This window comes from Caulobacter sp. 73W, assembly GCF_041021955.1.
Taxonomy (GTDB): Bacteria; Pseudomonadota; Alphaproteobacteria; order Caulobacterales; family Caulobacteraceae; genus Caulobacter.
The window spans coordinates 2,716,004-2,728,050 of the sequence record NZ_CP158375.1 but is presented as its reverse complement, the minus strand read 5'-3'; the positions used below and the strand labels follow the sequence as shown (position 1 = coordinate 2,728,050).

The following is a 12,047-nucleotide window of genomic DNA, read 5'->3' as shown; positions in this document are numbered from 1 at the left end:
CGCAGTTTATATGGGGTCTCCGGAAGGAGGCCCCATTTTGCTTTCGGACGTCCTGCGTCAACTGCACCTGCACACGCCGACTCAGCAGATCGGGATGGCGGCCGTGGTCGCCACCGCCGTGCTGGCCTTCTGGCGTGGCGGACGGACCGAGGCGGCGGGCGCCACCGTCGTGCTGGTCTGCTGGATCATCACGCCCTTCACCCAGAACCTGAACGTGCACCTGGGACCGCAGCTCGGGATCCTGGCGATCGACGCGGTCCTGCTGGCGTTCCTGGTCGCCCTGGCCTTGCGGTCGGCGCGCTTCTGGCCCTTGTGGGCGGCGGGTTTCCACGCCCTGGGCACGGTGATGCACCTGGGGGCCATGGTCGATCCGCAGATCGTCACGCGGGCCTATCTGACCGGACTTTTCATCTCCAGCTATCTGCTGCTGGGGGCCATCGTCGCCGGCACGCTTCTTGAGGCGAATCGTCGCTCCTCGTTGCGCGGTACAGCTTGAGGGTGTAGCGGGAAAACATGAACGCCCAAGACAAGCTCGAATCCGCTCCGAACCCGACCGACATCCACGTCGGCGCCCGCATCCGGCTTCGCCGCAAGCATCTGGGCATCAGCCAGACGCAACTGGCCGAGGGCCTGGGCCTGACCTTCCAGCAGGTTCAGAAGTACGAGCGCGGCGTGAACCGCGTGTCGGCCTCGAAGCTGTACGACATGGCCCGCACCATGGGCGTGCCGATCAGCTACTTCTTCGACGGCCTGCCGGACCCGACCGCCGAGACCCCGGCGGACGTCACGGCCCTCGACGACCAACAAGCGGTCCAGGAATTCCTGCTGACCCCGGAAGGCCTCGAGATCGCTCGCGCCTTCCCCAAGATCACCAGCAACGCCGTGCGTCGCCGGGTGGTCCAGCTAGTCACCTCGATGACCGACGAATACGAGGAAAGCGCCGCCTAAGGGCGGCGTTCAGCCCAGAACACGCTGGCGGCCATTGCCGCCGCCGGGGCTCGTGTGGCTAATGGCGGGCATGAGCTCGCCGCGCGACATCTTCGCCACCTTCCAGTTCGGCGCCACCATCGCGGCCCTGCCGCGCGAGGCGGTCGTCGAGTTCCTGCCCGTTCCCGACCTGGCCCGCCCTCCGGCGGCGCCCCGCGCCCTGGCCGGGGTGTTCAACCTGGGCGGCGAGGCCGTTCCGGCCGTGTCGCTGGCCGCGCTGTTCGGCGCCGCCTCGGAAGAGCCCAGCCTCTACAGCCATCTGGTCATCGTCCGCTCGGGCGAGCGCCGCGTCGCCCTGCTGGTCGACCGCATCCTGGACGTGGTCGAGGCTGGTCCCGACGCCCTGCGCCCCGCCGAGGAAGGCGACAGCCTGAACGGCTGCGTCAGCGCCCAGCTGTCGAGCGACGGCGTGCTGATCCCGGTGCTGTCCGTCGAGCGCCTGCTGCTGGCCGAGGAGAAGGCCCGCCTGGCCGACATCGCCGAGGCCGCCCAGGCGCGGATCGATGAGTGGAGCCCGTCAGCGGCTTGATCCCGCGGCGCGCCAACGACGCCCAGATCCTCGACCCGTCGCACCCCTTCCAGGGCCTCAAGCGGCGGATCATCGAACGCACCGGCCACTTCTACTACGACGACAAGGACGACCTGCTCTGGGAGCGGATCCGCCGCCGCATGACCGCGGTGCGCGCGGCCGACGCCGCCGCCTATGCGGAACGGCTGGACGGCATCGACGGTGAGCGCGAGTGGGCGGCGCTGGAAGCCGAGATCACGGTGGGGGAGACTTTCTTCTTCCGCTACGCCGAACAGTTCACGGCCTTGCGCGAAACGATCCTGCCGGAGCTGCTGGAGCGGCGGCGGCAGAGCAAGCGGCTGCGCATCTGGAGCGCCGGCTGCGCCAACGGTTCCGAGCCCTATTCGGTGGCGATCCTGCTGTCGCAGATGCTGGGCGAGAAGCTGCCCGACTGGCGCATCTCGATCCTGGGGACCGACATCAACCAAGCCTCGCTGGACAGCGCCAAGGCCGGGGTGTTCGGGCGCTGGGCGCTGCGGGCGCTGAAGCCGGAGGATCAGGCGCGCTGGTTCGAGGCGGAGGACAAGGGGCGCTGGCGGCTGAAAGGAGCCTACCGGTCGCTGGTGCGGTTCGAGCGGGCCAATCTGCTGACCCTGCTGACGGGCGACGCGCCGCTGGAATGGTCGGAGTTCGACCTGATCCTGTGCCGCAACGTGCTGATCTATTTCCATACGACGACGGTGGACGCCCTGGTCGAGGCCATGGGCGAGCGGATGTCCGGGGGCGGCTGGCTGCTGGTCGGCCATGCCGAGCCCAATCCTAACTTCGCCCGCGCGCTGGAGCCGATCTCGCTGCCAGGGACGGCGGCTTATCGCAAGCCGGCGGAGGGGGAGACCTATGAGCCGCCGGCCCTGCCCGGGACCATCGTCTTCGAACCGCCGGCGGTGCTGATCGATCCGCCGGAACCAGCCCCGACGCCTCGCTTCATCCCGAAAGCTCCGCCCCCTGCCCTCGCTCCCGCTCCCGCGCCGGCCGCCTCGCCGCCGCTGGAGCAGACCTTCGCCGCCATCCAGGCCGCCGCCGACGCCGGGCGATATGACGACGCCCTGGCCCAGTGCCGCAAGGCGATCGGCGAGCGGCCCGAGGCGGCGGAGCTGCACTTCATCGAGGGCGTGATCCTGCAGGCCGTCGATCGGACCGCCGACGCCGAGGCGGCGTTCCGTCGGGCCCTGTACCTGAACCGCGAGTTCGCGCTGGCGCACTATCACCTGGGCCTTTTGCTGGCGGCGACCGGGCGCAAGCCGAGCGGGCGACGCGCCCTGGCGACGGCGGCGAAAATTGCGGGAACCTTGTCTGCGGACGCGCGTTTGACGGCCGGGTCGGGGCTCACCGCGGGCGCGCTGCGTAAGGCTGCGCGCGCGCAGCTTGAGTTTGTTACGGGGGGGTGATGGCCACAGGTCGCACCAGGAAAACCAAGCTGTCGACCGGCGAGATTTCGCCGGCGCGGGCGCGGCGCATCACGGCGGCGCGCACCGAGCGGCTGGCCGTGCGCGGTGTCGAGACCGTCTCCGCCCCCACCCTTCCCGTCCTGCTGTGCGAGACCGCCGGCGGACTGGTCGGCCTGCCGCTGAACCTGGTCAGCCAGGTGACGGCCATATCGCGGATCGCCTCCGCCCCCCGCAGCCACCCCGCCGTGATCGGCGTGCTGTCCCATGCGGGCAAGCTGCATGCGGCGATGGACCTGGCCGTGCTGCTCGGTTCGGCGACGACGCCGGCCACCAGCGGCCAGCTTCTTGTGCTGGCCAACGCGCCGCATCCGACCGCCCTGCGGGTCGACTTCGTTCTGGGCGTGGCCGAGGTGGAGCCCCTGGCCGACAAGGGCGACAACACCCACCCCGTAGCCGCCGTGCGCGCGGGCCTGCGCGACCACGCCGACCGCACCGCCGCCCTCCTCAATTCCGACGCGCTGAACCGCGCGCTGCAGACCAGCCCTTCCCGGAGCCTGACCTCGTGACGATCGCCAACAGAATCCTTCTCGGCTTCGCCTTCGTGATTACGCTGATGCTGGGCATCGGCATCTTTGGATTGAGCCAGGTCGGGGTGGTCAAGGACACCACCGAGACGGTCGTGACCCGCGACATGGCGATGATGCGCGAAGTCTCCGGCGTGCGGAACATCGCCAACGAGATGCGCGCCGCCAGCGACGCGGTCATCACCAGCTATCTGTCGCGCTCGGCCGGCGGGCTGGGCGGCGACGACTCCGACCCGATCGCCGTCTGGCGGCAAAAGGGCCTGGACATGGACGCCACCCTGGCGGCGGCCGTGGCCAAGGCTCGTGAATTCCGGGCGACCTCGCTTTCTTCCGATCGGGAGGAGGCCTGGGGTCGGATCGAGCAGGCCCTGTCGGCCACCGCGGTCGCATCGCGCCAAGGCCGCGCGGATACCGAAGCCCTGTTCACCGCCGTGCGCACCGGCGACGCCCAGGGCGTGGCGGCGGCCCAGACCGCGCTGGTCCAGCGCCGAGCCGAATTCGGCCGAGGCATGCAGACAGCGGAGACCGTTCTGGACGAGGCGATCCTGTCCGGACAGCGCCGGGTGAACGAAACCTACGACAACAGCCGCATCTGGATCTTCGCGTTCCTGATCGCGGCGGCGGCCATCGCCGTGGTCATCACCTATCTGATCCGCCGCTCCATCGTCGGGCCGCTGGGCGCGTTCATGACCTTCGTGGGCAAGGTCGGCCAGGGCGACCTGACCGGCAAGGCCGCCGTCGGCTACGACGAGATCGGCAAGCTGGGCGGCAACCTCAACGAGATGGTCGAGGGGCTGAGCCATCTGGCCAAGCAGAGCCGCGAGGCCACCGAGAACCTGAACGCCGCCACCGCCGAGATCCGCGCCTCCACCCAGGAGCAGGCCGCCAGCGTCGAGGAGCAGTTGGCCGCCGTCCAGGAGACGGCCGCCACCGTCGACGAGATCACCCACTCCGGCGCCCAGATCGGCCGTCGCGCCCAGGAGGTGATCGCCACCGCCCAGGCCACGGCCCACACCAGCAACGAGGGCCTGCGGGCCGTCGATGAGACCGCCAAGGCCATGGACGCCATCCGCGACCAAGCCGAGGCCGTGGCCGAGAACATCGTCGCCCTCAGCGAAAAGACCCAGGCTGTGGGCGATATCATCGCCACGGTGAACGACATCTCCGAACGTACGCACCTGCTGGCCCTGAACGCGGCGCTGGAAGCGGCGTCGGCCGGCGAGAACGGCCGCGCCTTCGCGGTGGTGGCGTCGGAGATGAAGCTGCTGGCCGACCAGGCAAAGGACGCCACGGTTCAAGTCCGCTCGATCCTGGGCGACATCCAGCGCGGCATCAATTCGTCGGTCATGCTGACCGAGGAAGCGGTCAAGCGCGTGGCCGCCGGCAAGGAGCGCACCGACACCACCCAGCGCACGATCACCGAGATCACCGGCCGGGTGCAGGAAAGTGTCCAGACATTCCAGCAGATCGTCGCCTCGACCAACCAGCAGCAGTTGGGCATCGAGCAGGTGATGGGCGCGCTGCAGAACATCCGCCAGGCCAGCCAGCAGACCGCCGCCGGCACCCGCCAGCTAGACGAGGCCGCGGCCAACCTGTCGAACCTGTCGCGCCAGCTGCTCGGGCTGGTGGAACGCTATCGCGTCTAGCGCCGGGTTCCGCGTGTCCGACATCCGTCAGCAACTGCTCGCCGCCTTCGAGGTCGAGCACCGTGAGCACATCGAGGCGATCCGTCGCCTGCTGGCGGCTGGCGGCGATCTGAAGGAGGCTTTCCGCCGGGTGCACAGCCTGAAGGGCGCCGCCCGCGCCGTGGACATGCCGGTGATCGAGGAACTGTCTCACCGTCTGGAGGCGATCTTCCAGCGGGCCATGGACGGCGACGGACAGTTCGACCGCGAGACCCTGACCGCCATCGAGTTCGGCCTCGACGCGGTCGAGGGCCAGGCCGCCGCCCTGAAGCTGGGCCGCCAGGCGCCTTCGGCCACGGCGGCGTTGAACAGCCTGGGCGAGCGGCTGGGCCTGACGCTGAAAGCCGAAGCGCCGGCGCAGGCCGCGCCGGCCGCGGCGGCCGCGGCGCCGGCAGAGGAAGACAACGACGCGGTCACCTATCTGCGGGTCGAGGCGGGCGAGGTCGAGGCTCTGTCGGCCGCCGCCCTGGCCCTGTCGGCGGAACTGCAAAGCCACGCCAGCCTGCGCGCCACCCTGCGCCAGATCCATGGCGAGGCGCGCGACCTGGGCCGTCTTTGGGACCGGGCGCGCAGCGGCGGCGCGGCCCCCGCTCTGGAATTCGATATCGCCCTGCGTCGGCTGCTGCGCGACCTGGGCGCCTTCACCCAACGCAAGGCCCGCGCTGACTGGGCCCTGGACCAGCAGGCGCGCGAGGTGCGTGATCACGCCGAACGCCTGGCCCTGACCCCGGCCGAGGAGGTGTTCGGCGGCCTGGCGGCCATGACCCGCGAGCTGGCGCGCGAGGACGGCCTGAAGGTCGAGGTGGTGGTCGAGGGTCTGGACGTGCGCGCCGACCGGGGCCTGTTGCAGGCCCTGAAGGACCCCGCGATGCACCTGTTGCGCAACGCGGTCAGCCATGGCGTGGAGACGGCCAAGACCCGCAAGGCCAAGGGCAAGCCGCCGGTCGCCGCCATCACCCTGAGCATCGCGGCGCGCGGCGACCAACTGGAGCTGTCCGTCCGCGACGACGGTCCCGGCCCGGACCTGGAGAGGATCGCCGTCGCCGCCGTAGAGCGCGGCCTGATCGGCCCGGGGCCGCACACGCCCGAGCAGCTTCTGGCCCTGGTCTTCGAGCAGGGCTTCACCACCGCCGAGACGGTGGATCGCCTGTCCGGCCGCGGCGCGGGCCTGTCGGTCGTCGCCGACGCCGCACGCCGCCTGCATGGCTCGGTGCAGATGCAGGCGGGCGATCCCTGGGGCGCGGTCGTCACCCTGTCCCTGCCGTTCTCGGCCTCGCGCCAGACGGTGGCGCTGGTCGACAGCGCCGACGCCGTCTACGCGGTCCCGGCAACCGGCGTGGAGCGGCTGCTGCGGCTGGGGCGCGGTGACGTTGAAATGCTCGATGGCCGCCCGACGGTGCGGATCGTTATCGGGGGCGAGGACGTTGTCGTCCCGCTTGTCCCGCTTTCCGCCCTCATCGATTTGACCGCCGCTCCCCTGCCCATCGAGGCCGACGCCGTGAAGGCGCTGCTGATCAACAGCGGCGGCCGGCGGCTCGCGGTGGCCGTGGACGGCCTGCGCGACGTACGCTCCATGCTGGTCAACGAGACGCCCGGCCTGCTGCTGGACCCGTCGCTGGTCACGGGCGGCGTCCAGCTGGAGGACGAGACGCCGGCGCTGGTCCTCGATCCCGAAGCCTTGATCCGGCGCTGGACGGAGGGCGGCCGCGCGGCTGCCGCCGCAGAGGTCCGCGATGAGGCCGCCGCCGTGCGGACCATCCTGGTGGTCGACGATTCCATCACCACCCGCACGCTTGAGAAGAGCATCCTGGAGGCCCAGGGCTATCGCGTCGTGCTCAGCGTCGACGGCCTGGACGCCCTGGAAAAGCTGCGCTCGGGCGGCGAGGTGTTCGACCTGGTGGTGGCGGACGTCGAGATGCCCCGCATGGACGGCTTCTCGCTGTTGCAGGCGATCAAGGCCGACGCCGCCCTGTCGGTCCTGCCGGTGATCCTGATGACCTCGCGCCAGGATCCCGAGGATGTGCGCCGCGGCCTGACCCTGGGCGCCGGCGCCTACATCACCAAGCAGAAGTTCGATCAGCGCGAACTCTTGGCGACCATCGGCCAACTGCTGTGACCGCTCGTCCGAAAAAGCCCGTGCGGGTTATGATCGTCGAGGATTCCGCCGTGGTGCGGACCCTCCTGACGCACATCATAGACGCTGATCCGCGCCTGACCGTGGCCCTGGCCGTCGCTTCTGCGGAGGAGGCGCTGGAGGTGCTGGAGGAGGTCAAGCCCGACGTCATCTCCATGGACATCCGCCTGCCGGGCATGGACGGGCTGGAGGCCACCCGCCGGATCATGGCCGAGCATCCCACGCCTATCGTGGTGATCGCGGATTCGGTCGAGGAACTCGCTGAAGATCTCGCTGAACGCCCTGCGCGCCGGGGCGCTGACGGTGGTGGAGAAGCCGGCGGGCCTCGCCAGCCAGGCCTATGACGCCTTGGCCGACGACATCCGCACCCAGCTGTTCATCATGAGCAGCGTGCCGGTGATCCGCCGCCGCGCCATCGGCGCGTCCCTGGCGCCCGCCAAGCCGCCGCCCGCGCGGCTGGACATCCCGGCCTTCCAGAAGATGAGCGTGCTGGGCCTCGCCGCCTCCACCGGCGGACCGCCCGCCCTGGCCAAGGTGATCGGCGCCCTGCCCGCCAACTTCCCCGCGCCGGTGCTTGTGGTCCAGCACATGGGCGCGCCGTTCATGGAGGGCTTCGCCGCCTGGCTGGGGAGCCTGGTGTCGATGCCGGTGTCCATCGCCCGCGCCGGCGAGCTGGCCGAGCCTGGCCGCGTCTATGTGGCGCCGGGCGACCGGCACCTGGCGCTGCGAGCCGGCGGCGCCTTGATGGTCACCGACGCCGCGCCGGTCGGCGGGCAGAGACCGTCCGCCAACGTGCTGTTCCAATCCATGGCCAAGACCGTCGGCTCGCGCGCGGTGGGCGTGCTGCTGACCGGCATGGGCGAGGACGGCGCGCGCGGCCTTCTGGAACTGCGCCAGGCCGGCGGCTGCACCATCACCGAGCATGAGAACACCACCGTCGTCTACGGCATGCCCGGAGCCGCGGTGCGGATGGGCGCTTCCAGCGCCAGCCTGCCTCTCGACATGATCGGGCCCAAGCTGGTGCAGATGGCGGAGGAGAAGGCGTGAGCGTCTCCGGCGTCGAGATCCTGCTGGTCGAGGATTCGGAGACCCAGGCCCTGCAGTTGCGGGCCCTGCTGGAGACCGAGGGCTATCGCGTCGAGCGCGCCGCCACCGCCGAGGCGGCGTTGGAGAGCCTCAACAACCACATCCCCGACCTGGTGATCGCCGACGTCCACCTGCCCGGGATGGATGGGCGGGAGCTGTCGCGCCAGATCCGCCTGAACGGCCGCACCCGGGCGATCCCGGTGCTGATGCTGACCGGGGCCCGCGACGAGGACCTGGAGCGCCAGGGACTGGAAAGCGGCGCCGACGCCTATCTGTCGAAATCCGCCGATCCCGACCTGATCCGCCTGCGCCTCAAGGCCCTGCTGCGGCGAGCGTCGGACATCGCCCCGAACGCGCCCAAGGCGGCGGCCTTCTCGCCCTTCAAGCGGGGGCGGGTGGTGATCCTGCATGACGGCGCGACCGCCCGTCTGCACATGAAGGAGATCCTGACCCAGGAAGGCTATTCGGTCGAAGCCGTCGCCGACGAGGCGGGGCTGAACGCGGCGCTGGTCGAGCCGGCGGACTGCGTCCTGATCAATCTGTCGGCCCACGCCTTCGACGGGCTGGAGATCTGCGGCCGCCTGTCGGAGCACATGCGCGACGAGGGCGGCGACCCGCCGCGCATCATCGGGCTTGGCGGGCGCGGCCTGCTGGACGCCGCCTTCCTGGCGGGGGCGGACGACGTGGCGCCGGCCGACGCCAGCGACGACGTGCTGGCCGTCCGCGTCCGGGCCCTGATCCGACGCAAGCAACTGGCCGAAGAGACCCGCCGCGAGGAGACCGAACAGCGCGACCGCGCCCTGGTGATGGCCGCGTCCGATGCGCGCGCCGCCATGGTCGAGGCGCTGGAGAGCGCCAACGCCGAACTCGCCGGAGCCAATTCCCAGTTGAAGGAAGCCCAGGCCAAGCTGGTCCAGGCCGCCAAGATGGCGTCCCTGGGCGAGCTGGTGGCCGGCATCGCCCACGAGATCAACAACCCCCTGGCCTTCATCCTCGGCCACCACGCGACGGTGGAGCGGCTGGTCAACCAGATCGGCGGCGACGATCCCGCCGTGGGCAAGGCGCGCGACCGGCTCACCGCCATGCAGCTGGGCCTCAAGCGCATCCAGGACCTGGTGCTGAACCTGCGCCGCTTCTCGCGCATGGACGAAAGCGCCGTTCAGACCCTGGACGTGCCGGAAGCGATCGAGACGGTCCTGGCCCTGCTGGCGCACAAGCTTGGTCCCGGCATCGAGGTGCGCCGCAAGTTCGAGGCCGGCCGCACCCTTGAAGGCTCTCCCGCCCTGCTAAACCAGGTGGTGATGAACATGGTCAGCAACGCCGCCGACGCCGTGGACGGACAGGGCGCCATCGAGATCGCCACCAGCGAGATCAACGGCCGCTATCGCATCAGCGTGGCCGATTCCGGCCCCGGCGTGCCGGCCGATCTGCGCGACCGCATCTTCGAGCCGTTCTTCACCACCAAGCCCGTGGGTTCTGGAACAGGGCTCGGCCTCGCCATCGCCTATTCGGTGGTGGAGGCGCATAAGGGTTCGATCAGCGTCGAGGACAGCTCCCTGGGGGGAGCCTGTTTCGTCATCACCATCCCCATCAGCCCCGAGACGGAGGGTCGCGAGCCGTGAGCCACCGCCTGCCCGAACGTCCGCTGATCCTGGCCGTCGATGACGAGCCCGACATCCTGATCGCCCTGGAGGACCTGCTCGAGGACCGCTACGACCTGCGCACCTCCACCTCGCCGCGCGAGGCCCTGGAGATGCTGGCGCGCGAGCCGGGCTTCGAGGTGATCATCTCCGACCAGCGCATGCCGGGCATGACCGGCGACGCCTTCCTGGCGGCGGCGCGGGAGATCAGCCCCGCCCCGTCGATCCTGCTGACCGGCTATGCCGACCTGTCGGCCGTAGTGTCGGCGATCAACAGCGGCGGCATCGGCGGCTACGCGGCCAAGCCGTGGGAGCCGCAGGCCCTGCGCGCCATGGTCGCCAGCGCGGTGGAGCGAAGCCGCCTGGCGCATGAGCTGCGGGTCGAGCAGCGGCTTTTGCAGGCGCTGATGGACAACCTGCCGGCGGCGGTGACCTTCAAGGACCCGGACGGCCGCATCGTCCGCCTGAACGCCCTGAAGGCGCAGATGCTGGGCGTGTCGCGCGACGAGGCCCTGGGCAAGATCGAGCGTGAGCTGCTGTCGCCCGACGCCAGGGCCGCCATGGCCGCCATAGAGCGCAAGGTGGTCGCCAAGATCGAGCCGGCCCAGACGCTGGAGGAACGCTTCGGCGAGGGCGGCGCGCGATGGATCGAGACCAGCCACATCCCGCTCGTCGGGGACGCCGGGGTCGAGCATCTGGTAGAGTTCGACCGCGACGTCACCGACCAGCGCATGGCCGAGGCCCGCCTGCGCCAGGCCGACAAGCTGCAGGCGCTGGGCACCCTGGCCGGGGGCGTGGCGCACGACTTCAACAACCTGCTGACCGCCATCCTGGGCAGCCTGGACCTGGCCGGACGGCGCCTGCCGGACGATCCCCGCCTGCGTCGCTACATCGACAACGCCAGCCTGGCGGCCAAGAAGGGCGCGGCCCTGACCCAGCGCCTGCTGGGCTTCAGCCGCCAGCGCGAGCCGCGGTCGGAAAGCGTCGACGTCAACGAGCTGCTGCAGGCCATGGGCGACCTGCTGGCCCGCAGCATGGGCGGGGCGGTGCAGATCGACTGGAAGCTGGAGCAAGGGGTCTGGGCGGCGCATGTGGAGCCTGACCAGTTCGAGCTGGCCATCCTGAACCTGTGCGTCAACGCCCGTGACGCCATGGGCGAGACCGGCGTGGTCACCCTGTCCACCAAGTCCGAGACCTTCGCCGAGGACGGCCCCGACGGCCTGCCGGCGGGCGACTATGTGCGGGTGACGGTGGCCGACACCGGCGCCGGCATCGATCCGGAGATCGCGGCCCGCATCTTCGAGCCGTTCTTCACCACCAAGGACGTGGGCAAGGGCACCGGCCTGGGCCTGTCGATGGTCTATGGCTTCGTCCAGCGCTCGCATGGCGCGGTGAACGTGGACAGCGCGCCCGGCCATGGGACGGCGATCAGCCTGCTGCTGCCCCGCGCCGCGACCGCCGCCGCCGCGCGCACCGAAAGCGCCGCGCCCCTGGCCCCGCCGCGTCCGGTCGCGCGTGTCCTGGTCATCGACGACGACGCCAGCGTCCGCACGGTGACCAGCGAGTTCGTCCGCCAGCTGGGCGATCAGGCCGTGGAGGCCCACGGCGCAGAAGCAGCGGTGGCGATGCTGCAGCAGGACCGCGCCATCGACATGGCGATCGTCGATTTCGCCATGCCCGGCATGACGGGACTGGATTTCGTGGAGGCGGCGCGCCGCATCCGTCCCAACCTGCCGATCATGCTGGTCAGCGGCCATCCCGACCTGCGCGATCCGCCGGGCGACATCGTGGTGCTGAGCAAGCCCTTCGACGTCGACGCGCTGGCGCGCGGGGTCCACGACGCCTTCGCCGCCGTACGATCGACAACCCCTGCTTAGGCGCGCCTTTCCGCCCGCTGCAACCTCAAGTGGGCATGACGGCTGGCGCGATGACGCGAACAAGGCTCTAATCCCGAAAAGGGACAATCCGTCGCACG

The 12,047-nt window shown here is 70.4% G+C and carries 11 protein-coding genes; all 11 read left to right on the top strand.

The window, feature by feature from the left end:
- Nucleotides 1–37: 37 nt before the first annotated feature.
- The 11 genes from ABOZ73_RS12765 to ABOZ73_RS12715 all read left to right on the top strand — a co-directional run bounded on the left by ABOZ73_RS12765 (nt 38) and on the right by ABOZ73_RS12715 (nt 11,949).
- Nucleotides 38–496 carry a hypothetical protein gene (locus ABOZ73_RS12765; protein WP_369058516.1) on the top strand — a complete coding sequence of 153 codons (459 nt, stop codon included), beginning with the start codon at nt 38–40 and terminating at the stop codon, nt 494–496.
- Between the two features lie 17 nt (nt 497–513).
- On the top strand, nt 514–948 hold the full coding sequence (locus tag ABOZ73_RS12760) for a helix-turn-helix domain-containing protein (protein WP_369058515.1): 435 nt from the start codon (nt 514–516) through the stop codon (nt 946–948).
- A gap of 70 nt (nt 949–1,018) precedes the next feature.
- The gene (locus tag ABOZ73_RS12755) at nt 1,019–1,516 is read left to right on the top strand and encodes a chemotaxis protein CheW (RefSeq protein WP_369058514.1); all 498 of its coding nucleotides are present in this window, start codon (nt 1,019–1,021) and stop codon (nt 1,514–1,516) included.
- The gene (locus ABOZ73_RS12750; RefSeq protein WP_369058513.1) at nt 1,513–2,943 is read left to right on the top strand and encodes a CheR family methyltransferase; all 1,431 of its coding nucleotides are present in this window, start codon (nt 1,513–1,515) and stop codon (nt 2,941–2,943) included. The genes ABOZ73_RS12755 and ABOZ73_RS12750 overlap by 4 nt, the downstream gene beginning before the upstream one ends.
- Nucleotides 2,943–3,509, top strand: a complete 567-nt coding sequence (locus ABOZ73_RS12745) for a chemotaxis protein CheW (RefSeq protein WP_369058512.1) — start codon at nt 2,943–2,945, stop codon at nt 3,507–3,509. Before ABOZ73_RS12750 ends, ABOZ73_RS12745 begins: the two co-directional genes overlap by 1 nt.
- Nucleotides 3,506–5,173: a methyl-accepting chemotaxis protein gene (locus ABOZ73_RS12740; RefSeq protein WP_369058511.1), complete on the top strand. Its 1,668-nt coding sequence runs from the start codon at nt 3,506–3,508 to the stop codon at nt 5,171–5,173. Before ABOZ73_RS12745 ends, ABOZ73_RS12740 begins: the two co-directional genes overlap by 4 nt.
- A gap of 13 nt (nt 5,174–5,186) precedes the next feature.
- Nucleotides 5,187–7,328 carry a response regulator gene (locus ABOZ73_RS12735; RefSeq protein WP_369058510.1) on the top strand — a complete coding sequence of 714 codons (2,142 nt, stop codon included), beginning with the start codon at nt 5,187–5,189 and terminating at the stop codon, nt 7,326–7,328.
- Nucleotides 7,329–7,357: 29 nt separating this feature from the next.
- Nucleotides 7,358–7,690, top strand: a complete 333-nt coding sequence (locus ABOZ73_RS12730; protein ID WP_369062542.1) for a response regulator — start codon at nt 7,358–7,360, stop codon at nt 7,688–7,690.
- On the top strand, nt 7,653–8,393 hold the full coding sequence (locus ABOZ73_RS12725; RefSeq protein ID WP_369058509.1) for a CheB methylesterase domain-containing protein: 741 nt from the start codon (nt 7,653–7,655) through the stop codon (nt 8,391–8,393). Before ABOZ73_RS12730 ends, ABOZ73_RS12725 begins: the two co-directional genes overlap by 38 nt.
- Nucleotides 8,390–10,054 carry a response regulator gene (locus ABOZ73_RS12720; RefSeq protein ID WP_369058508.1) on the top strand — a complete coding sequence of 555 codons (1,665 nt, stop codon included), beginning with the start codon at nt 8,390–8,392 and terminating at the stop codon, nt 10,052–10,054. The genes ABOZ73_RS12725 and ABOZ73_RS12720 overlap by 4 nt, the downstream gene beginning before the upstream one ends.
- Complete coding sequence (locus ABOZ73_RS12715) at nt 10,051–11,949, top strand: response regulator (protein ID WP_369058507.1); 1,899 nt, start codon at nt 10,051–10,053, stop codon at nt 11,947–11,949. The genes ABOZ73_RS12720 and ABOZ73_RS12715 overlap by 4 nt, the downstream gene beginning before the upstream one ends.
- Nucleotides 11,950–12,047 lie beyond the last annotated feature (98 nt).

What these genes read in the sequence shown, in the direction of transcription:
- ABOZ73_RS12760 (WP_369058515.1), top strand. Translation starts at nt 514, where the DNA reads ATGAACGCCCAAGACAAGCTCGAATCCGCTCCGAACCCGACCGACATC.
- ABOZ73_RS12755 (WP_369058514.1), top strand. Translation starts at nt 1,019, where the DNA reads ATGAGCTCGCCGCGCGACATCTTCGCCACCTTCCAGTTCGGCGCCACC.
- ABOZ73_RS12745 (WP_369058512.1), top strand. Translation starts at nt 2,943, where the DNA reads ATGGCCACAGGTCGCACCAGGAAAACCAAGCTGTCGACCGGCGAGATT.
- ABOZ73_RS12730 (WP_369062542.1), top strand. Translation starts at nt 7,358, where the DNA reads ATGATCGTCGAGGATTCCGCCGTGGTGCGGACCCTCCTGACGCACATC.